At 63.3% G+C, this 21,106-nt stretch carries 16 protein-coding genes and 1 tRNA gene; 14 read left to right on the top strand and 3 right to left on the bottom strand.

The genetic code is table 11. The features are described from left to right. Positions 1 to 15: 15 nt before the first annotated feature. Both folK and folB read right to left on the bottom strand, forming a co-directional pair. Positions 16 to 534: a 2-amino-4-hydroxy-6-hydroxymethyldihydropteridine diphosphokinase gene (folK, locus tag CKW13_RS12690; protein ID WP_095108956.1), complete on the bottom strand. Its 519-nt coding sequence runs from the start codon at positions 532 to 534 to the stop codon at positions 16 to 18. Continuing rightward, positions 525 to 878, bottom strand: coding sequence for a dihydroneopterin aldolase (folB, locus tag CKW13_RS12685; RefSeq protein ID WP_095108955.1), 354 nt, complete (start codon positions 876 to 878; stop codon positions 525 to 527). Before folB ends, folK begins: the two co-directional genes overlap by 10 nt. Before the next feature lie 74 nt (positions 879 to 952). Between folB and plsY the strand changes: the two genes are divergently transcribed. After that, the gene (gene plsY / locus CKW13_RS12680; protein ID WP_095108954.1) at positions 953 to 1,522 is read left to right on the top strand and encodes a glycerol-3-phosphate 1-O-acyltransferase PlsY; all 570 of its coding nucleotides are present in this window, start codon (positions 953 to 955) and stop codon (positions 1,520 to 1,522) included. A gap of 43 nt (positions 1,523 to 1,565) precedes the next feature. On the opposite strand, the gene tsaD is transcribed toward plsY, so the two are convergent. Further along, on the bottom strand, positions 1,566 to 2,591 hold the full coding sequence (gene tsaD, locus CKW13_RS12675) for a tRNA (adenosine(37)-N6)-threonylcarbamoyltransferase complex transferase subunit TsaD (protein WP_095108953.1): 1,026 nt from the start codon (positions 2,589 to 2,591) through the stop codon (positions 1,566 to 1,568). A gap of 199 nt (positions 2,592 to 2,790) precedes the next feature. Here tsaD and rpsU point away from each other — a divergent pair, with 199 nt between their 5' ends. The 13 genes from rpsU (at position 2,791) to CKW13_RS12610 (ending at position 21,087) form a co-directional block, all read left to right on the top strand. Next, on the top strand, positions 2,791 to 3,006 hold the full coding sequence (gene rpsU, locus CKW13_RS12670; RefSeq protein ID WP_002551877.1) for a 30S ribosomal protein S21: 216 nt from the start codon (positions 2,791 to 2,793) through the stop codon (positions 3,004 to 3,006). 482 nt (positions 3,007 to 3,488) lie between these two features. Beyond that, positions 3,489 to 5,450, top strand: coding sequence for a DNA primase (gene dnaG, locus CKW13_RS12665; RefSeq protein ID WP_095108952.1), 1,962 nt, complete (start codon positions 3,489 to 3,491; stop codon positions 5,448 to 5,450). 67 nt (positions 5,451 to 5,517) lie between these two features. Further along, entirely contained in the window at positions 5,518 to 7,368 is a 1,851-nt protein-coding gene (rpoD, locus tag CKW13_RS12660; RefSeq protein ID WP_095108951.1) for an RNA polymerase sigma factor RpoD, read from the top strand. Between the two features lie 110 nt (positions 7,369 to 7,478). Further along, positions 7,479 to 11,222, top strand: a complete 3,744-nt coding sequence (locus CKW13_RS12655) for a bifunctional diguanylate cyclase/phosphodiesterase (protein ID WP_095108950.1) — start codon at positions 7,479 to 7,481, stop codon at positions 11,220 to 11,222. 15 nt (positions 11,223 to 11,237) lie between these two features. After that, positions 11,238 to 11,314 (top strand) — tRNA-Ile (locus CKW13_RS12650). A gap of 111 nt (positions 11,315 to 11,425) precedes the next feature. Then, positions 11,426 to 11,887 carry an Lrp/AsnC family transcriptional regulator gene (locus CKW13_RS12645; RefSeq protein WP_095108949.1) on the top strand — a complete coding sequence of 154 codons (462 nt, stop codon included), beginning with the start codon at positions 11,426 to 11,428 and terminating at the stop codon, positions 11,885 to 11,887. Positions 11,888 to 12,054: 167 nt separating this feature from the next. Further along, positions 12,055 to 13,746, top strand: coding sequence for an NAD(P)/FAD-dependent oxidoreductase (locus CKW13_RS12640; protein WP_095108948.1), 1,692 nt, complete (start codon positions 12,055 to 12,057; stop codon positions 13,744 to 13,746). A 12-nt stretch (positions 13,747 to 13,758) separates the two neighbouring features. After that, a complete protein-coding gene (locus CKW13_RS12635; RefSeq protein ID WP_095108947.1) occupies positions 13,759 to 14,553 on the top strand; it encodes a carbon-nitrogen hydrolase family protein in 795 nt (264 codons plus the stop codon). Between the two features lie 38 nt (positions 14,554 to 14,591). Next, a complete protein-coding gene (gene pqqF, locus CKW13_RS12630; RefSeq protein WP_095108946.1) occupies positions 14,592 to 17,024 on the top strand; it encodes a pyrroloquinoline quinone biosynthesis protein PqqF in 2,433 nt (810 codons plus the stop codon). Between the two features lie 114 nt (positions 17,025 to 17,138). Further along, positions 17,139 to 17,891 carry a pyrroloquinoline-quinone synthase PqqC gene (gene pqqC / locus CKW13_RS12625; protein WP_095108945.1) on the top strand — a complete coding sequence of 251 codons (753 nt, stop codon included), beginning with the start codon at positions 17,139 to 17,141 and terminating at the stop codon, positions 17,889 to 17,891. Further along, the gene (gene pqqD, locus CKW13_RS12620; RefSeq protein WP_095108944.1) at positions 17,888 to 18,163 is read left to right on the top strand and encodes a pyrroloquinoline quinone biosynthesis peptide chaperone PqqD; all 276 of its coding nucleotides are present in this window, start codon (positions 17,888 to 17,890) and stop codon (positions 18,161 to 18,163) included. Before pqqC ends, pqqD begins: the two co-directional genes overlap by 4 nt. 4 nt (positions 18,164 to 18,167) lie before the next feature. Further along, complete coding sequence (gene pqqE, locus CKW13_RS12615) at positions 18,168 to 19,298, top strand: pyrroloquinoline quinone biosynthesis protein PqqE (RefSeq protein WP_371856234.1); 1,131 nt, start codon at positions 18,168 to 18,170, stop codon at positions 19,296 to 19,298. Next, entirely contained in the window at positions 19,264 to 21,087 is a 1,824-nt protein-coding gene (locus tag CKW13_RS12610) for a S9 family peptidase (protein ID WP_095108942.1), read from the top strand. Before pqqE ends, CKW13_RS12610 begins: the two co-directional genes overlap by 35 nt. Positions 21,088 to 21,106 lie beyond the last annotated feature (19 nt).

The following is a 21,106-nucleotide window of genomic DNA, read 5'->3' as shown; positions in this document are numbered from 1 at the left end:
GCGAGGCCGAGCCGGTCACAACAAATGAGCAGCGGTCAGAGGCTGGCCGCGCCACTCAAACGCGACCGGCGCCAGCACCTGGTCGATCTGCGCGTCACGCCACAATGCAGCGAAGCTCAGGCCAGCACCAGGGTGCAGCCGATCCGGAGCGATCAACGACAGCGGCCACAGGACAAAGGCATTCTTGAGGATTTCCGCACGCGGCAGGATCAAACCGTCGAAGTTGCCCACCAAGTCGCCGTACAGTAGTACGTCAATATCCAGCGGCAAACCTCTACGATCAGGGGCGTAACGGCCGTTATCCGCCTCGATATGCTTCAAACGGCGATCCAACTCCATCAACGGCAGGTCGGTAAGCGCCGACACCACGAAATTGAAGAACGGCCCGCTTTTGATCCCCACTGGCTGGCTCTCGAATACCGCCGAGCAGCGGAGATCCACCAGAAAACTGTCCAGAGCGTCCAGGCCGGCCCGCAAGTGGCGCTCACGCTCGACATTGCTGCCCAGCCCTAAAAACACCTGAGTCAGCGACATCCGCGCTCGATCTCCACGCCCACTCCGGTAGCGGCAGCCACTGCGCCGGGCTTGGTCACTTTGAGGCGCAACCAAGTTATACCGAACTCGCTCATCAACACCTGCGCCAAACGCTCGGCAAAGGTCTCGACCAATTGGAACTGCGCCTGCTCGGCAAACGCCTGGATGCGTGACGACACGCTGGCATAGTCGAGCGCCAGTGTCAGGTCATCACCTGCGGCGGCCGGGCGATTATCCCAGGCGAAAGCCAGATCAAGGCGCAAGCACTGTCGGATGCCTCGTTCCCAGTCGTAGGCACCAATCACGGTGTCGACTTCCAGGCCTTCGATAAACACTCTGTCCAAGCACTCTTCTCCGCAGCACGACAAGGGCGCAATGCGCCGTTAGACTCAGGGCGTCCCCGCCCGGAATAGTTAGCATGTTTTGGTTACTGGCGATCCTCGCCTACCTGCTCGGCTCTCTGTCCTTTGCCATCCTGCTCAGTCGCCTGACCGGAACCCCCGATCCGCGGATGAGCGGTTCAGGCAACGCCGGCGCCACCAATATGCTGCGCGTGGCCGGCAAGAAGCTGGCGATTCTGACCCTGCTTGGCGACCTGTGCAAAGGCTTGCTGCCCGTACTGATTGCCAACCTCGCCGGCCTGTCACTGCAACAACAGGCCTGGGTAGGGCTGTATGCGGTTATCGGCCATCTGTTCCCGCTGTACTTCCGCTTTCACGGCGGCAAGGGCGTGGCGACCGCGGCCGGAATGCTGCTGGGGCTCTACCCACCAGCGGCGCTGCTGGCCATCGGCGCCTGGCTGCTGACCTTCTATCTCACCCGCACCAGCTCACTGGCCGCCCTGATCGCCACGCCACTTACCCTGCCATTACTGGCCTGGCAAGAGCCGGCGGCGTTGCTACCGATGAGCGTGCTCACGGTGCTGATCGTCTGGCGCCATCGCGGCAATTTACGCGACCTGTTTGCCGGGCGCGAACGGCATTTCTGAATACGAAAGATGAACGCCGCTCAGGATGACCGGTAACAGCGTCTTAAAGCGGCGAAAGCTGCTCCATCGGCCAGCGCGCCTGCACGGTAATTGCCAGGCTTTCATGCTGGCCGGCCTGCAAGCGCTGACAGCCTGCAAAAGCAATCATCGCGCCGTTATCGGTGCAGAACTCCGGCCTGGCGTAGTAAACGTCGCCCTTCATGTCACCGAGCATTTTTTCCAGCGACAGGCGCAATGCCTTGTTTGCACTCACGCCACCGGCAATCACCAAACGCTTGAGGCCGGCCTGCTTGAGCGCGCGCTTGCACTTGATGGTCAAAGTCTCCACCACCGCCTGCTGGAACGCCAGAGCGATGTCGCAGCGGGTTTGTTCACTGTCGTCTCCAGCGCTGACAGCCTGCTGCCACGTGTTGAGGGCAAAGGTTTTCAAGCCACTGAAGCTGAAATCAAGCCCAGGGCGATCACACATTGGTCGCGGAAACACAAAACGCCCGACAGTACCCTGGGTGGCCAGGCGCGCAATCTCCGGGCCGCCCGGATAGTGGAGGCCCATCATTTTCGCGGTTTTGTCGAAGGCTTCCCCGGCAGCATCATCCAAGGTCTCCCCCAGCAGCTCGTATTGGCCAATGCCATCGACCCGAACCAACTGGGTATGGCCGCCGGAAACCAACAAAGCGACGAACGGAAACTCGGGCGGTTGCGGCTCCAGCATTGGCGCCAGCAAGTGGCCTTCCATATGGTGCACGCCCAGCGCCGGAATACCCCAGGCAAATGCCAGCGCCTGGGCGCAGGAGGCACCCACCAGCAACGCGCCGACAAGCCCGGGGCCTGCGGTGTAGGCAATGGCATCGATCTCGGTAGGCACGCAGTCTGCCTCAGCCAACACTTGGCGGATCAAGGGGAGCATGCGTTTGACGTGATCTCTCGAGGCCAGTTCTGGCACCACGCCACCATAGGCGCGATGCAGGTCGATCTGGCTGAACAGTGCGTCGGCCAGCAGGCCCCGCTCACTGTCGTAAAGTGCAACGCCGGTTTCGTCGCAGGAGGTTTCTAATCCCAGTACTAGCATGGGTTGGCGCCTTGTAGAGGCTAAATTCGAAGGCGCGCATAATAGTCGCCACTTTGCCCCCCGACCAGCGCTTTTCGATCAGAGGCTTTGCATTCCGGGCGATGAGGGGTTAACATCCGCAACCCTTAAAAACCGACGTCTTCAAGTGCATTTTTGCCGCGAGGATGTTGACCCCGGTAATGAATGAAGGTAGCTCTGGATGCCAGCCGTCAAAGTTAAAGAGAACGAACCCTTCGACGTAGCTCTGCGTCGTTTCAAGCGCTCCTGCGAAAAAGCCGGTGTTCTGGCTGAAGTTCGTAGCCGCGAATTTTACGAGAAGCCGACTTCCGAGCGTAAGCGTAAAGCAGCAGCCGCTGTTAAGCGTCACGCGAAGAAAGTTCAGCGCGAGCAGCGCCGCGCCGTTCGTCTGTACTAATACACAGACGTTCGTAGCAAGCTTCTGCCAAGCCCGGCCCTCAGCCGGGCTATTGGCATTTGCGGATATCGTTGGATGCTTTACCGTCAACGCCGCCGACGCGACCGAGACAAAATCGCTTCACCACGTCAGACCTGGCTCTTTTGCCAGCGGTGCACGTCTTTTCTGACGAGCCTTACAAAGGCTACTGACGAGCACACCCCACTGTTTCCCAAGCAGACGATCAGCCCAAGGCACGATCTCCTGTGCCCGCTTTTTTGAGCTATCCGAGGCCCGTCACTGGCCATTGCCGGATTCAGCGCAGCACTTTCAACTGGTCGAATACTGATCGGCGCTAACGCCAGTGAATTTTCGACAGATACACTCCCCTAGAGCGAATACGCACACGACATCCGGTCGAGCCGCCTACCATTGCGCCTCGGATCAACCCGACATCGACCGCGTGCGCTGGGTCTAATTTTCGCAGTGATGACGAGAACGCCATGGCCGGGCTAATTCCCCAGAGCTTTATTGACGACCTTCTGAACCGCACCGACATCGTCGACGTGGTCAGCTCGCGCCTGCAAATGAAGAAGGCCGGCAAGAACTACACGGCCTGCTGCCCATTCCACAAAGAGAAAACCCCGTCTTTTAGCGTGAGTCCCGACAAGCAGTTCTACTACTGCTTCGGCTGCGGCGCCGGCGGCAATGCCCTTGGCTTCATCATGGACCACGACAACTTGGACTTTCCCCAGGCCGTCGAAGAACTGGCCAAAGCCGCCGGCATGGAAATCCCCCGTGAAGAAAGCGGTCGCCCACACAAGCCACGGCAACCCACCGACTCGCCGCTCTACCCCCTTCTGACCGCCGCCGCGGAATTCTACCGTCAGGCCCTCAAGAGTCATCCCGCACGCAAAGCTGCCGTGGACTACCTCAAGGGCCGCGGACTGACCGGCGAGATCGCCCGCGATTTTGGCTTGGGCTTTGCCCCGCCAGGTTGGGACAACCTGTTCAAGCACTTGAGCAGCGACACCTTGCAGCAAAAGGCCATGATCGACGCCGGCCTGCTGGTCGAAAACGCCGAGACCGGCAAGCGCTACGACCGTTTTCGTGATCGGGTGATGTTCCCGATCCGCGACAGCCGTGGCCGGATCATCGCGTTCGGTGGCCGCGTGCTGGGCGACGACAAGCCCAAGTACCTGAACTCACCGGAAACCCCGGTGTTTCACAAGGGCCAGGAACTGTATGGCCTGTTCGAGGCACGCAAGAACAACCGCAACCTTGACGAAATCATCGTCGTCGAAGGCTATATGGATGTCATCGCCTTGGCGCAGCAAGGCCTACGCAATGCGGTGGCGACCCTGGGCACCGCCACCAGCGAAGAGCACCTCAAGCGCCTGTTCCGCGTGGTGCCCAGCGTGCTGTTCTGCTTTGACGGTGACCAGGCCGGCCGCAACGCCGCATGGCGGGCTCTGGAAGCAACACTGCCCAGCCTGCAAGACGGGCGGCGCGCGCGATTCCTGTTCCTGCCCGAAGGCGAAGACCCCGATACCTTGGTGCGCTCCGAGGGCACTGATGCGTTCCGCGCACGGATCAACCAGCACGCCCAGCCGCTGGCCGATTATTTCTTCCAGCAACTGACCGAAGAGGCCGACCCGCGCTCCCTCGAAGGCAAGGCCCACATGGCCACCCTCGCCGCGCCGCTGATCGACAAAGTCCCGGGAGCCAACCTGCGCACCCTGATGCGCCAGCGCCTGAGCGAAATCACCGGCCTCAACAGCGAAGCCGTTAGCCAGCTAGTGCACAGCGCGCCACAAGAGGCACCACCCGCTTACGACCCTGGCATCAACTACGACGCGGTGCCCGATTACGCCGACTACCACCAGCCCCATGAGGCGTATGCCCCCCAGCAGGAGTGGAGCCCGAAAAAACCAGGGGCCGGCGGTAAAAAGTGGGAGAACAAGCCCTGGGATAAAAAGGGCAAGCGCGGCGGTGATCGTGACCAACCAAGAGCACCGCGCATCCCGGCCGCCGTGGAGCCGCCGACCTTGGCCGCCCTGCGCACTTTGCTGCATCACCCGCAACTGGCAAAAAAAGTCGAGGACGCCGGGCACTTTGCTGCCGAGGACCACACCAACACACAGTTGCTGGTGGCACTGCTCGAGGCCGTACAGAAGAATCCTAAGCTAAACTCATTTCAACTGATTGCACGCTGGCACGGCACCGAACAAGGTCGCCTGCTCAGAGCGCTGGCAGAAAAGGAGTGGCTGATTGATGGCGATAACCTTGAACAACAGTTTTTCGACACCATAACTAGCTTGTCAGCTCGCCAACGTGAGCGAAATCTGGAACAACTTCTGAGAAAAGCACGCCAAAGTGAATTGAGTGCCGAAGAGAAAAACCAATTGCGCGACCTTCTCAGTCGCACTGTTTCCACATCAAACCCGACCTCAACTGGCGCGTGAGGTCATAGCTCAGGTATAATCCTCGGCTTGTTTTTTGCCCGCCAAGACCTTCAGTGGATAGGGTGTTATGTCCGGAAAAGCGCAACAGCAGTCTCGTATCAAAGAGTTGATCACCCTGGGTCGTGAGCAGAAGTATCTGACTTACGCAGAGGTCAACGACCACCTGCCGGAGGATATTTCAGATCCGGAACAGGTGGAAGACATCATCCGCATGATTAATGACATGGGGATTCCCGTACACGAGAGTGCTCCGGATGCGGACGCCCTTATGTTGGCCGACGCCGATACCGACGAGGCAGCCGCTGAAGAAGCAGCCGCCGCGTTGGCAGCGGTCGAGACCGACATTGGCCGCACCACTGACCCTGTGCGCATGTATATGCGTGAAATGGGTACGGTAGAGCTCCTCACACGTGAAGGCGAAATTGAAATCGCCAAGCGTATCGAAGAAGGCATCCGTGAAGTGATGGGCGCAATCGCGCACTTCCCTGGCACAGTTGACCATATTCTCTCCGAGTACACTCGCGTCACCACCGAAGGTGGCCGCCTGTCCGACGTCCTGAGCGGTTATATCGACCCGGACGACGGCATTGCGCCGCCTGCTGCTGAAGTGCCTCCGCCTGTCGACCCGAAAACCGCGAAAGCGGATGACGAGACCGAAGACGAAGAAGCTGAAGCCAGCACCGACGACGAAGAAGAAGTTGAAAGCGGTCCCGACCCGATTGTCGCCGCACAGCGTTTTGGCGCTGTCTCCGACCAGATGGAAGTGACCCGCAAGGCCCTGAAAAAGCACGGTCGCGACCACAAGCAGACTATCGTCGAGCTGTTGCTGCTGGCTGAGCTGTTCATGCCGATCAAACTGGTGCCTAAGCAGTTCGAAGGCCTGGTAGAGCGCGTTCGTAGCGCCCTGGATCGCCTGCGCCAGCAAGAGCGCGCCATCATGCAACTGTGCGTTCGTGATGCACGGATGCCGCGTGCCGACTTCCTGCGCCAGTTCCCCGGCAATGAAGTTGACGAAAGCTGGACCGACGCACTGGCCAAGGGTAAGAGCAAATACGCCGAAGCCATTGCGCGCCTGCAGCCGGACATCGTTCGCTGCCAGCAGAAGCTGAGCGCGCTGGAAGCTGAAACCGGCCTGAAGATTTCCGAGATCAAGGACATCAACCGTCGCATGTCGATCGGTGAGGCCAAGGCCCGCCGCGCGAAGAAAGAGATGGTGGAAGCGAACTTGCGTCTGGTGATCTCCATCGCCAAGAAGTACACCAACCGTGGCCTGCAATTCCTCGACCTGATCCAGGAAGGCAACATCGGCTTGATGAAAGCGGTAGACAAGTTTGAATACCGTCGCGGCTACAAATTCTCGACTTATGCCACCTGGTGGATCCGTCAGGCGATCACTCGCTCGATCGCCGACCAGGCCCGCACCATCCGTATTCCGGTGCACATGATCGAGACGATCAACAAGCTCAACCGTATTTCCCGCCAGATGCTGCAGGAAATGGGTCGCGAACCGACCCCGGAAGAGCTGGGCGAGCGCATGGAAATGCCTGAGGACAAAATCCGCAAGGTACTGAAGATCGCCAAAGAGCCGATCTCCATGGAAACCCCGATCGGTGATGACGAAGACTCCCACCTGGGTGACTTCATCGAAGACTCGACCATGCAGTCGCCAATCGATGTCGCCACCGTTGAGAGCCTTAAAGAAGCAACGCGCGAAGTCCTCTCCGGCCTCACTGCACGTGAAGCCAAGGTTTTGCGCATGCGCTTCGGCATCGACATGAATACCGACCACACCCTTGAGGAAGTCGGTAAGCAGTTCGACGTTACCCGTGAGCGGATTCGCCAGATCGAAGCCAAGGCGCTGCGCAAGCTGCGCCATCCGACGAGAAGCGAGCATTTGCGCTCCTTCCTCGACGAGTGATAACAAAACCCCCAGCCTGGCTGGGGGTTTTGCTATATGCCGATAAAATCCCCGCATGCCATTGCCCGTCTACACTCGAACCATTCCCTCCCAAGCCCTCCGAGAGTGTGATGCCCAGACTGTCGACTGTGCTTTTGCTGTCGCTGCTGACCTGGACCGCAACAGCTGGCGCGTTGACTCTCACCAATGAAGAGCGTGGCTGGCTTTCCTCCCACCCGCAATTGCGCCTGGGTGTTGATGCTTCGTGGCCGCCGTTCGAGTACCGCGACGAAGAAGGTCGCTACCAGGGCCTTGCTGCCGACTACATCAGCCTGATCGAAAAACGCCTCGGTGTCGCCGTTACGCCAGTGGAGCCCGTGAGCTGGAGCCAGGTGCTGGAACAGGCCCGGCAAAACAAGCTGGACTTGCTGCCCGGCATCATGTCCACGCCGGAGCGCCAGGGCTATCTGGCGTTCACTCGTCCGTACCTGGATTTCCCCATCGTCATCCTCGCCCACGAAGGCGGGCCCCAGCCGCGCAAACTCCAGGACCTGTATGGCCTGAAAGTGGCGGTGGTGGAGAACTACGCCCCCCACGAACTGCTGCGCACCCAACATCCGGACCTGAACCTGGTAGCGTTGCCCAACGTCAGCTCGGCCCTGCAAGCCCTGGCCACCGACCAAGTGGACGCCGTGGTCGGCGACCTCGCGTCCAGCGTCTGGAGCCTGCGCCAGCTCAAGCTCGAAGGCATGTACGTCAGTGGCGAAACACCGTATCGCTATCAACTGGCCATGGCTGTGCCCCAGGACAGCAAAATCCTCGTCGGTATCCTCGATAAAGTGCTGGCCGACCTGAGCCCGGAGGAAGTCAGCAACATCCATGAGCGCTGGGTCGGCAATGTCCTTGACCACCGTGCTTTCTGGTCCGACCTGCTGATCTACGGCCTCCCCGGTCTGACCCTGGTGTTCACTATTTTGGCCGTGGTCATTCGCATCAATCGCCGACTCAGCTCGGAAATCGCCCGGCGCGTGGCCCTGGAACAGGAACTGCGCAGCAGCGAGTACCACTACCGCGGCCTGGTGGAGAGCCTTTCGGCCATTGCCTGGGAAGCGCGTATCAGCGATTTCACCTACAGCTACGTCTCGCCCCATGCCGAAGCCCTGCTCGGCTATCCGCTGTCCAACTGGCTGGTCCCGGGCTTCTGGCGCAACATCATCCACCCCGCCGACCTGACCCGCGCCCAGACGTTCTGCGACCGGGAAGTATTGGCCGGGCGCGACCACAGCATCGACTACCGCGTCATCACCGCCGACGGTCGCTGCCTGTGGGTGCGCGACATCGTCAGCCTGATCGAACACGGCCACGAGCCAGTCCTGCGCGGCCTGATGATCGACATCAGCGAAGCCAAGCACACCGAAGAGGCCTTGCGCCTGTCCGAGCAGAAATTCGCCTCGGTGTTCCAGCAATGCCCGGACATTCTGGTGATCGCGCGGCTGAGCGACGGCTGCCTGCTGGAGGTTAACAACGCCTTTGAAGAACAGATCGGCCTCAGTGCGGCAGAGGTCATCGGCAAAACCGCTACCGACCTGAACATCTGGGGCATCCCCGGGGTCGGCCCGGGCCTGCTGCAACGCTTGCAGGGCGGTAGCATCCGCAACCTCGAAATGCCCTTTCGCCGCAGTAACGGGCAACTGTTCACCGGCCTGATCTCTGCCGAGCCCTTCGACCTCGATACCACCCCCGCCCTGGTGGTCGTGGTACGTGATATCAGCCAGCTCAAGGAAACCCAACGGCAATTGCAAACCTCGGAAGAGAAGTTCGCCAAGGCTTTCCACGCCTCGCCCGACGGTTTGCTCCTGAGCCGCCAGCGCGATGGCCTGCTGATCGAAGTCAACGAAGGCTTTAGCCGCATCACCGGGTTCAACAGCGCCCTGTCTCTGGACCGCTCGACCCTGGACCTGGGCATCTGGGTCAACCTCAATGAGCGCAAGCAGATGCTCGATATGCTGCAACGGGATGGCTTCGTGCGCGACTTCCGCTGCCATATACGCCGCAACGACGGCCAGATCCGCCTCTGCGAAATGTCCAGCCGCCCACTGCCCATCGGCGACGACAACTGCATGCTGACCATCGCCCGCGACATCACCGAACGCCACCTGATGCAGGAGAAACTGCAACAGGCCGCCACCGTGTTCGAAAGCACCGCCGAAGGCGTGCTGATAACCGACACCCAGCAGCACATCAGCGCCGTCAACCGCGCCTTCACCGAAATCACCGGCTACAGCGAGACCGAAGCCCTAGGCCACACACCGCGATTACTGGCCTCTGGCCTGCACGACAGCGCCTTCTATGCGGCCATGTGGCATCAACTGACGGCCGAAGGCCACTGGCAAGGGGAAATCTCCAACCGCCGTAAAAACGGCGAGCTGTACCCCAGTTGGCTGACCATCAGCGCCGTGCGCAACCGCGACAAGTTCATCACCCACTTCGTCGCGGTATTTGCCGACATCTCCAGCCTCAAGCACGCCCAGGCGCGGCTCGATTACCAGGCCCACCACGACCCTCTCACCGGCCTGCCAAACCGCACCCTGTTCGAGAGCCGCCTACTCAGCGCCCTCAACCATCAACAGGAAAACGGCGGCCACGGCGCCGTGCTGTTTCTCGACCTGGACCGCTTCAAGCACATCAACGACAGCCTCGGCCACCCGGTCGGCGACCTGCTGCTCAAGGGCATCGCCGTGCGCCTCAAGGAGCAACTGCGCGACATCGACACCGTGGCACGCCTGGGCGGCGACGAATTCATCATCCTGCTGCCGGGCCTGCAACACGCCAGCGACGCGCAAACCGTCGCCAACAAACTGCTCTGCTGCTTTGGCGCACCGTTCCAGGCCGGCGAGCACGAGTTCTTCATCAGCGCCAGCATCGGCACCAGCCTCTACCCCCAGGACGGCTGCGACGTCGCCACCCTGGTAAAAAACGCCGACGCGGCCATGTACCGCTCCAAATCCAAGGGCCGTAACCGCGTCGAAAGCTACACCTGCGACCTCACCGCCCAGGCCAGCGAACGCATCGCCCTGGAACACGAGCTGCGCCGCGCCATCGAGCGCAACGAACTGTCGCTGTACTACCAACCAAAATTCAGCCTGCGCGACCAATGCCTGGTGGGCGCCGAAGCACTGCTGCGCTGGCACCACCCCACCTTCGGCGAAGTGCCACCCGAACACTTCATCGCCCTGGCCGAAGAAAACGGCATGATCCTGCAAATCGGCGACTGGGTGCTGGAGCAAGCCTGCCAGCAGATGCACGCCTGGCACCTGTGCTACGACAGCTTCGGCCCACTGTCGGTGAACCTCGCCGGGGCCCAGCTGCGCCAGCCCAACCTGCTGGCACGTATTGAACAACTGCTGCACGACAACCGCCTCAAACCCGAACTGCTGCAACTGGAAATCACTGAAAACTTCATCATGAGCCAGGCCGAAGAAGCCCTGGCCGTGCTGCACCAGCTCAAACACCTGGGGGTACAACTGGCCATCGACGACTTCGGCACCGGCTATTCATCCCTGAGCTACCTCAAGCGCCTGCCCCTGGACTTCTTGAAGATCGACCAGTCCTTCGTCCGCGGCCTGCCCGACGACACCCACGACGGCGCCATCGTGCGCGCCATCATCGCCCTGGGCCGCAGCATGCAACTGACCGTCATCGCCGAAGGCGTGGAAACCCACGCCCAACAAGCCTTCCTCGCCGCCGAAGGCTGCGAACAGATCCAGGGCTACATCATCAGCCTGCCCCTGCCCGCCGAGGAATTCGCCGCAGCCTTTCTTCGCAGCACCCTTTCAGACTTTTCGGATAGCACAGCCGAGAAACCATCGTTATAATCCGCGGCCTACTGAGGGCCTATAGCTCAGTTGGTTAGAGCAGAGGACTCATAATCCTTTGGTCCACGGTTCAAGTCCGTGTGGGCCCACCACCTTCAAAGCCGCGCATTGCGCGGCTTTTGTGTTTTCGCAGGTTGCCCCTACGGGCCAAGCGTTCACGCGCTAAGATGCACGCCCATTGCCGTCCGCCGCTGGAGAGCACCTTGCCTGATTCGCGCCCCGTCGTTCTTGATGAAATCGACCGTCAGTTGATCGCCGCACTGCAAATCAATGCCCGCGAAAGCGTGGCCATGCTTGCGCGGCAGTTGGGTATTGCGCGCACCACGGTGACGTCGCGGTTGGCGCGGCTGGAGAAGAGCAAGGTCATCACCGGTTATGGCGTGCGCCTGGGCACGCGGTTGGCCGATGGCGGGTTGCAGGCGTATGTCGGCATCAAAGTGCAGCCGCGCAGTGGCAAGGACGTGCTGCGCCGCCTCAGTGCCATGGCCCAGGTGCAGCAGTTGTGCGCGGTGAGTGGCGAGTTCGATTACGTGGCGTGGCTGCGCACCGAATCGCCGGAGCAACTGGACCAATTGCTGGACCAGATCGGCAGTGTCGAAGGGGTGGAAAAAACCACCACCTCGATCATCCTCAGCCACAAGATCGACCGCGGCCAGCCGATTTGAAGGGCGACACTGGTCGAAATGCCCGCCAACTTCGTCATATCGCCTGAAAACAAACCAATACGACAGCACTCTGCGTCTTATTAACGGGCGCAACGCTGCCTAGAATGGCCGGCATCTTTCCTATACTCAGCGGGTCGTGCCCGTTCGAGTCGCCAGCCAGGTCCGCCATGAACCCTTCCAATAAGAACAATCGCCACCCTGCAGACGGTAAAAAACCAATCACCATTTTTGGCCCGGATTTCCCTTTCGCCTTTGACGACTGGATCGAGCACCCGGCCGGCCTGGGCAGTATTCCCGCCGCCCAGCACGGCACCGAGGTGGCGATTGTCGGCGCCGGCATCGCCGGGTTGGTGGCGGCCTACGAGTTGATGAAGCTGGGCCTCAAGCCTGTGGTGTACGAGGCTTCGAAAATGGGCGGGCGCTTGCGCTCCCAGGCGTTTGAAGGCGCCGAGGGCGTGATCGCCGAGCTGGGCGGTATGCGGTTTCCGGTGTCATCCACGGCGTTCTACCACTACGTCGACAAGCTCGGCCTTGAGACCAAGCCCTTCCCCAACCCGTTGACGCCCGCCTCCGGCAGTACCGTGATCGACCTCGAAGGCGAAACCTACTACGCGCAAAAACTCGCCGACCTGCCGGCGCTGTTCCAGGAAGTGGCCGACGCCTGGGCCGATGCCCTGGAGGACGGCTCGCGCTTCGGTGACATCCAGCAAGCCATCCGCGAGCGCGATGTACCGCGCCTCAAAGAGCTGTGGAACACCCTGGTGCCGCTGTGGGATGACCGCACGTTCTACGATTTTGTCGCCACGTCCAAGGCGTTCGCCAAGCTGTCGTTCCAGCACCGCGAGGTGTTTGGCCAGGTCGGTTTCGGCACGGGCGGCTGGGATTCGGATTTCCCAAATTCCATGCTGGAAATCTTCCGCGTGGTAATGACCAATTGCGACGATCACCAGCACCTGGTGGTCGGCGGTGTCGAGCAGGTGCCGCTGGGCATCTGGCGCCACGTGCCCGAGCGCTGCGCCCACTGGCCCGCCGGCACCAGCCTGAGCACGTTGCACCACGGCGCGCCGCGTACCGGGGTCAAGCGTATCGCCCGCGCCGCCGATGGCCGTTTCAGCGTCACCGATAACTGGGGCGATACCCGCGAATACGCCGCCGTGCTGACCACCTGCCAGAGCTGGTTGCTGACCACCCAGATCGAGTGCGAAGAGTCGCTGTTCTCGCAAAAAATGTGGATGGCCCTGGACCGCACGCGCTACATGCAGTCGTCCAAGACCTTCGTCATGGTCGACCGGCCATTTTGGAAAGACAAAGACCCAGAGACCGGCCGCGACCTGATGAGCATGACCCTCACCGATCGCCTGACCCGCGGCACCTACCTGTTTGATAACGGCGACGACAAGCCAGGGGTGATCTGCCTGTCGTACTCGTGGATGAGCGACGCCCTGAAAATGCTCCCCCAACCCATCGACAAGCGGGTGAAGCTGGCCCTCGACGCCCTGAAGAAGATCTACCCCAAGGTCGACATCGCCGCGCGCATCATCGGCGACCCGATCACCGTGTCCTGGGAGGCCGACCCGCATTTCCTCGGTGCCTTCAAGGGCGCGCTGCCGGGCCATTACCGCTACAACCAGCGCATGTACGCGCACTTCATGCAGCAAGACATGCCCGCCGCACAGAAGGGTATTTTCATCGCTGGCGACGATGTGTCCTGGACCCCGGCCTGGGTCGAAGGCGCGGTGCAGACCTCGCTCAACGCGGTGTGGGGCATCATGACCCACTTCGGCGGCAAGACCCACGCCGAAAACCCCGGCCCCGGCGATGTGTTCGCCGATATCGGGCCGATTGCCCTGGCCGACTGAGGAGCCCCCGCCATGCGCCTAGCCCTGTACCAATGCCCGCCGCAGCCGCTGGAGGTGGCGGGCAACCTGCAACGCCTGCAGCGCTTCGCCCACGAGGCGGCAGGGGCCGACCTGCTGGTGCTGCCGGAGATGTTCCTCACCGGCTACAACATCGGCAGCGACGCGGTCAGCACCCTGGCCGAGGCCCGCGACGGCGCCAGCGCCCAGCGCATTGCGCAGATCGCCCAGGCCAGCGGCGTGGCCATCCTCTATGGCTACCCGGAGCGCGCCGCGGACGGCCACATCTACAACGCCGTGCAGTTGATCGACGCCAACGGCCACAGCCTGTGCAACTACCGCAAAAGCCATTTGTTCGGCGAACTCGACCACGGCATGTTCAGCGCCGGCAACGCTGACTTGCCGGTGATCGAGTTCAAGGGCTGGCAGTTGGGCTTGCTGATTTGCTACGACCTGGAGTTCCCGGAAAATACCCGGCGCCTGGCCCTGGCCGGGGCCGAGTTGATCCTGGTGCCGACCGCCAACATGGTGCCCTACGACTTTGTCGCCGACGTCACCGTGCGCGCCCGCGCCTATGAAAACCAGTGCTATGTGGCCTACGCCAACTACTGCGGTGAGGAAGGCGCGATCCGCTACTGTGGGCAAAGCAGCATCGCTGCCCCCAACGGCAGCCGCATCGCCCACGCCGGGTTGGGCGAGGAACTGATCGTCGCCACCCTGGAGCGCCAACTGCTCCTGGATTCACGGGCCGCCACGCCGTATCTGGCCGACCGCCGCCCCGAGCTTTATGGCGAGCTCAACCGGCGCTGATCCGCTAGCATGGGCGCTTCACCGTTCTGGAAGCGCCCATGCCCGTGCCCACTCTGCCCCCTCCCCACTGCGAAACCCTGGCCAACGGGCTGCGAATTTCTCTGCACAGCGCCCCGCACCTCACGCGGTGCGCGGCCACGCTGCGGGTCGCGGCGGGCAGCCACGACGCGCCACAGGCCTGGCCGGGGCTGGCGCACTTTCTTGAGCATCTGCTGTTTTTGGGCACCGAGCGCTTTCCGATCGCCCAGGGCTTGATGGCCTTTGTGCAGGCCCAAAACGGCCTGCTCAACGCCAGTACCCAGGCGCGCACCACCGACTTCTTTATCGAGCTGGTGCCCCACGCCTTCCCCGCCGCCCTCGAGCGCCTGAGCGACATGCTCGCCCACGCGCGTCTGAGCCTGGCCGACCAGTTGCGCGAGCGCGAGGTGCTGCACGCCGAGTTCATTGCCTGGGCCCGGGATGAGCAATCCCAGGGTGAAACGCTGCTGCTCAATGGCCTGAATGCGGCCCATCCGCTGCGCGCCTTTCACTCGGGCAACCGCTTCAGCCTGCCGGTGCCCAACCCGGCTTTCCAGCAGGCGTTACGCGGTTTCTACGAACAGTTTTATCGCAGCGCTCAAATGACCCTGAGCCTGGCCGGGCCCCAGCCCCTGGACGAACTCAAGGCCCTGGCGCTGCGCTTTGCCGCCGAACAGAACAGCGGCGCCCATCAACCGCAAACGCCGCCACCGCCGCTGATGGCGGCGGGGCAACACGTCCACCCACACATCACCCCGGGGCGCCTCAACCTGCTGTTCGCCGGCCACGCCGCCCCGGCAGTGGCGGCCCAGGCCCTGGATTTTCTCTGTACCTGGCTTAACAACCCGAAACCCGGCGGCGTGATGGCGCAACTGCAGCAACGCGGTTGGGCGACCACCCTGAGCGCTGCGCCGCAGTACCAGTTCGGCGGGCAGGTTTTGCTGCACGTCGGTTGTGAGCTACCGGCCGACGTCGACCAAGGCACCGAGATCGGCACCTTGCTGCTCGATTGGCTGGCCTTCTTGCGCGATGCCGACTGGGCGCCGCTGTGCGAGGAATACGCCTTGCTGCAACAGTGCAAACGTGAAACCGCCGGTGCCCTGGCGCTGTCGCGCTTGGGGGTAGAACCGCTGCAAGCCCACATGAGCGAAGCGGCCATCGCCGCCCTCAAGGGCCTGCTGCGCCAATGGCTACCGGGCACAACGGCGACCGAGACGTGGCACCTGCCCGCGCCGAACCCTTTCCTGCAACCCCCCAGCGAGGCGCCGCGCGCCGGCCTGATTCGCGGCCAGACCAGCGCCCACCGTGGCCTGCGCACGTTTGCCCAGGACCGCACACGGGGCCGGCGCGAACATTCCAGCCTGAACATCAGCCAAGCCCTGCCCAGCGATGGCCGCGACGGCGCGCTCTACCTGCGCTGGCGCCTGCCTGCGGCCCTGGCAGAGCAGCGCACCAGCGCCCTGAACCAGCGCCTCGAACCGCTTGCGCGCGAGGCCGGGCAAGCGGGGGTCCGTTTGGAACTGAGCCTCCATGGCGAGCACTGCCTGCTTACCCTCAGCGGCCGCCATCACGCCTTCGCTGCCGTGCTGGAGCAGGCCATACGCTGCCTCGACGAACCCCAAGCCGCGCCCGCCCACACCTCACACGCCACGCTGATGCCCCTTCACCACCTGGCCTGCCTGCTGGCGCGGCATTGCCGGCCCATGGCGCCGCCAAGCGACAGCGATCTGCACAGCCTGTGGCGCGAGGCCCGCCGCGATGGCTTGGCCGTGGCCCTGCCGGCCAGTGTGCTAACGGCCATCAGCGCAGTCCTCGGCAGTGCCCCGGGCATCCCCGACAGCCAACTCGACACGCCGCCCTCCCTTATGGGCGAGCAGCGCTGGAGCACCGTTGCCAACGCATCCGGCGAACACGCCTTGCTGCTGTTCTGCCCCGCGCCCACCCAAGACCTCGCCGACGAAGCCGCATGGCGCGCGCTGGCGCAGCTGTGCCACAGCGCTTTCTACCAACGCCTGCGGGTCGAGTTGCAACTGGGCTACGGGGTGTTCTGTGGCCTGCGCCCGTTCAACGGCCAGCTCGGCATCGTGTTCGGTGTGCAATCGCCGCACACGCCGGTGGCGGGCATCCTGGCGCACATCGAAGCCTTCCTCGCCCAGTTGCCCAGCCGCATCGCTGCCCTCGACGACGCGGCCCTGCACCAGCAGTTGCAGGACGTGGCCGGCCATTACGACACCCGCGCCATGACCCTGCCCATCACCGCCGATTTGCTCTGGCACGCTCGGTTGGCCGGCCATGGGCCGCAGTACCTGGGGCAACTGCAAACGGCCATCCTGGCGCTGAACCGCCACAGCCTGCTGGCCGCGGCCCGGCGCCTGAACGAGCGTGTCGGCGGTTGGCGCTGCCTGGCCAGCGGCCAGAGCCCCGGTGCGCCCTGGCAAACGGTGGCGGTCTAGGCCAAAAGGCGTAGGCGCTCTACGACGCAAAGACTATTGAGCGCCGCGCACGCCCGTTCCACGATCCGGTGAAGCCTGGGGTTGCCTCCCCACAGCCCTCACCGGAGCCCCGCGATGACCGACACCCCGCTGTCCCCCGCCGAGTTCGAGCACGCACTGCGTGCCAAGGGCGCCTACTACCACGTGCACCACCCCTATCACGTGGCGATGTACGAGGGCCGGGCCAGCCGCGAACAGATCCAGGGCTGGGTCGCCAATCGCTTCTACTACCAGGTGAACATCCCGCTCAAAGACGCCGCGATCCTGGCCAATTGCCCTGACCGCGACGTGCGCCGCCAATGGCTGCAACGCCTGCTCGACCACGACGGCGCCCCCGGCCAAGAGGGCGGCATCGAAGCCTGGCTGCGCCTGGGCCAAGCCGTGGGGCTGGACCCGGAGCAACTGCGCTCCCAGGAATTGGTACTGCCTGGCGTGCGCTTCGCGGTGGACGCCTATGTCAACTTCGCTCGCCGCGCCTGCTGGCAAGAAGCCGCCAGCAGCTCCCTGACCGAACTCTTCGCCCCCCACATCCACCAATCGCGCCTGGACGCCTGGCCCCGGCACTACCCCTGGATCGACCCGGCCGGCTACCAATACTTTCGCAATCGCCTGAGCCAGGCGCGGCGCGATGTGGAGCACGGTTTGGCGATCACCCTGCAGCACTACCGCACCCGCGAGGGCCAGGAGCGCATGCTGGACATCCTGCAATTCAAGCTCGACATCCTCTGGACCATGCTCGACGCCATGACCATGGCCTACGAGCTCGACCGCCCGCCCTACCACAGCGTCACCACGCAGCGCGCCTGGCACCGGGGAGTCACGCCATGAGCCTGGACCGTCGCCACACCCCGCGCTGGCGCCGCGGCTACCGCTTCCAGTACGAACCGGCACAGCGTGGCCATGTGCTGCTGTACCCCGAAGGCATGATTAAGCTCAACGACAGCGCCGCCCTGATCGGTGGCCTGATCGATGGCCGCCGCGATGTGGCGGCGATCATCGGTGAACTGGCCCGGCAGTTCCCGGATGTAGCCGAACTCGGTGACGACATCGAGCAATTCATGGAGGTCGCCCGTGCCCAGCACTGGATCGAACTGGCCTGAACACCTGCCGCCCAAACCCGCCGTCGGCTTGCCGCTGTGGCTGCTCGCCGAGCTGACCTACCGCTGCCCGCTGCAATGCCCCTATTGCTCCAACCCGCTGGATTTCGCCGCCCAGGGCCAGGAGCTGAGCACCGCGCAGTGGTTCCAAGTGATGGCGCAAGCGCGGGAGATGGGCGCGGCGCAACTGGGCTTTTCCGGCGGCGAGCCGCTGGTGCGCCAGGACCTTGCCGAGCTGATCGGCGAAGCCCGCAGGCTGGGCTTCTACACCAACCTGATTACCTCCGGCATCGGCCTGACCGAGGCGAAAATCCGCGATTTCAAAGAGGCCGGGCTGGACCATATCCAGATCAGCTTCCAGGCCAGCGACGAGCAGGTGAACAACCTGCTGGCCGGCTCGAAAAAAGCCTTCGCGCAGAAACTGGCCATGGCCCGCGCCGTGAAGGCCCATGGCTACCCGATGGTGCTCAACTTCGTCACCCACCGGCACAACATCGACCAGATCGAACGCATCATCGAGCTGTGCCTGGCCCTGGAGGCCGACTTCGTCGAACTCGCCACCTGCCAGTTCTACGGCTGGGCCCAGCTCAACCGCGCCGGGCTGTTGCCAACCCGCGAGCAACTGGTGCGCGCCGAACGGGTGACCAACGACTACCGCGCCCAACTGGAGGCCCAAGGCCACCCTTGCAAATTGATCTTCGTCACCCCGGACTACTACGAAGAACGCCCCAAGGCCTGTATGAACGGCTGGGGCAACCTGTTCCTGACCGTCACCCCGGACGGCACCGCGCTGCCCTGCCACGGCGCGCGGCAAATGCCGGTGCAGTTCCCCAACGTGCGCGAGCACAGCCTGCAACACATCTGGTACGACTCGTTCGGCTTCAACCGTTATCGCGGCTACGACTGGATGCCCGAACCCTGCCGCTCGTGCGATGAAAAGGAACAGGACTTCGGCGGCTGCCGCTGCCAGGCCTTCATGCTCACGGGCGACGCCAGCCACGCCGACCCGGTGTGCAGCAAATCCCCCCACCACCCCATGATCCTTGCCGCCCGCGCCGAAGCCGAGCAGGCTGGCCAATCCATCTCGCAACTGGCCTTTCGCAATGAACGGAACTCACGCCTTATCGCCAAAATTTGAGCCCATGAGCGCGACCGCCGCGGTGGCCGCCGGCACGGACTTCGCCGAGCTGTGCGCCGACGCCCGAGGGCTGTTCTGGAACCAGTACAACCCCGGCGACGGCGCAAGCCGTATCTGGCACTGGCAGGGCGGCGCGGCCCGTTGCCTGACGCCCGAGGGGTTCAGCGTGCGCAGCCGTGTCTACGAATACGGCGGCGGCGCGTTCTGCCTGAGCGATCAAGGCCTGGTGTTCGTCAATGAGGCCGACCAGCAGCTGTACCGCCAAGCCCTCGACGGCAGCGCGCCGGCGCCACTGACCCTGGGCACGCGCCGCTACGGCGACCTGCACTGGGCAACTGGCCAGGTTTTGGCCTTGGAAGAAGATGGCAACCAGCATCGGTTGGTGAGTTTCAGCCTGCAAGACGGCACGCGCCAGGTGCTGGCGCAAGGGGCCGATTTCTACGCCGCGCCCACCCTCAGCCCCGATGGCCTGCGCCTGGCCTGGATCGAATGGAGCCGCCCGCACCAGCCTTGGACCGCCACACGCCTGATGCTCGCCGAACGCCAGCAAGGCCAGCCATGGGCCGCGCCGCGCTGCGTGGCCGGCGACGCTGCCGAGGAGTCCTTGCAGCAACCGCGCTTCGACGCCGCCTCGCGGCTCCATTGCCTGAGCGACCGAGCCGGGTTCTGGCAGCCGTGGGTGGAGTGTGTATCCGGCCTGCGCCCGTTGCCTGCGGCAGCGGCGGACCACGGCCCGGCGCCGTGGCAACTGGGCGCCAGCACCTGGCAGCCCTTGGCCGATGGCGGTTACCTGGCGAGTTGGTGCGAAGCGGGTTTCGGCCGCCTCGGCATCCGCAACGGCGCAGGTGAGTGGAGGGACTTTACCGGCGCCTACAGCCGTTTTCGTAGCCTGGCCCTGGACGAAGAACGACTCTACGCGGTCGCCGCCTCGCCCTTGGCCCCGGCCGCCGTGATCGCTATCGACCGCCAGAGCGGCAGCGTACACATCCTCGCCGGCGGCAGCGCGCCCCTGCCCGCCGAGCGCATCAGCCAACCCCAGCCGCTGCGCTACCCCAGCGGCAACGGCGAGGCCCACGGCTTCTTCTACCCGCCCAGCGACGGCGCGACGAAACCACCGCTGCTGGTGTTCGTCCACGGCGGCCCGACGTCAGCTTGCTACCCGGTGTTCGACCCACGTATCCAGTTCTGGACCCAACGCGGCTTCGCCGTGGCCGACCTCAACTACCGCGGCAGCAGCGGTTACGGCCGCGCCTATCGCCAAGCGCTGCACTTGAGTTGGGGCGAAGTGGATGTGGAAGATGCTTGCGCCGTGGTCAGCCACTTGGCCGGGGAAGGCTTGATCGATGGCGAACGGGCGTTCATTCGCGGCGCCAGTGCGGGCGGCTACACCACCCTGTGCGCCTTGGCGCTCACCGAGGTGTTCCGTGGCGGCGCAAGCCTGTACGGCGTCAGCGACCCGCAGGCCCTGACCCGTACCACCCACAAATTCGAGAGCGATTACCTGGATTGGTTGATCGGCGACCCCGAGCAGGATGCCCAACGTTACGCGGCCCGCACGCCGCTGCTCCACGCGGGGAACATCAGCGTGCCGGTGATTTTCTTCCAGGGCGAACTGGACGCCGTGGTCGTGCCACAACAGACCCGCGACATGCTCGCGGCCCTGCAAGCCAACGGCATTCGCACCCAAGCCCACTATTACCCGGACGAACGCCACGGCTTTCGCAAAGCCCACAACCAGGCCCATGCGCTGGAACAGGAGTGGTTGTTTTATTGCGAGGTGCTGTTGTAGTAAGCGGGCCAGCCCGCTT

Source organism: Pseudomonas sp. Irchel 3E20 (genome assembly GCF_900187645.1).
Taxonomy (GTDB): Bacteria; Pseudomonadota; Gammaproteobacteria; order Pseudomonadales; family Pseudomonadaceae; genus Aquipseudomonas.
Note: the sequence above shows the minus strand (reverse complement) of the source record. Positions and strands in the feature narration are given on the sequence as shown.

Excerpts from the sequence above, each read along its gene's own strand:
- folK (WP_095108956.1), bottom strand. The coding sequence starts at position 534 with ATGTCGCTGACTCAGGTGTTTTTAGGGCTGGGCAGCAATGTCGAGCGT.
- plsY (WP_095108954.1), top strand. The coding sequence starts at position 953 with ATGTTTTGGTTACTGGCGATCCTCGCCTACCTGCTCGGCTCTCTGTCC.
- tsaD (WP_095108953.1), bottom strand. The coding sequence starts at position 2,591 with ATGCTAGTACTGGGATTAGAAACCTCCTGCGACGAAACCGGCGTTGCA.
- rpsU (WP_002551877.1), top strand. The coding sequence starts at position 2,791 with ATGCCAGCCGTCAAAGTTAAAGAGAACGAACCCTTCGACGTAGCTCTG.
- dnaG (WP_095108952.1), top strand. The coding sequence starts at position 3,489 with ATGGCCGGGCTAATTCCCCAGAGCTTTATTGACGACCTTCTGAACCGC.
- rpoD (WP_095108951.1), top strand. The coding sequence starts at position 5,518 with ATGTCCGGAAAAGCGCAACAGCAGTCTCGTATCAAAGAGTTGATCACC.
- CKW13_RS12655 (WP_095108950.1), top strand. The coding sequence starts at position 7,479 with ATGCCCAGACTGTCGACTGTGCTTTTGCTGTCGCTGCTGACCTGGACC.
- CKW13_RS12640 (WP_095108948.1), top strand. The coding sequence starts at position 12,055 with ATGAACCCTTCCAATAAGAACAATCGCCACCCTGCAGACGGTAAAAAA.
- CKW13_RS12635 (WP_095108947.1), top strand. The coding sequence starts at position 13,759 with ATGCGCCTAGCCCTGTACCAATGCCCGCCGCAGCCGCTGGAGGTGGCG.
- pqqF (WP_095108946.1), top strand. The coding sequence starts at position 14,592 with ATGCCCGTGCCCACTCTGCCCCCTCCCCACTGCGAAACCCTGGCCAAC.
- pqqC (WP_095108945.1), top strand. The coding sequence starts at position 17,139 with ATGACCGACACCCCGCTGTCCCCCGCCGAGTTCGAGCACGCACTGCGT.
- pqqD (WP_095108944.1), top strand. The coding sequence starts at position 17,888 with ATGAGCCTGGACCGTCGCCACACCCCGCGCTGGCGCCGCGGCTACCGC.
- CKW13_RS12610 (WP_095108942.1), top strand. The coding sequence starts at position 19,264 with ATGAACGGAACTCACGCCTTATCGCCAAAATTTGAGCCCATGAGCGCG.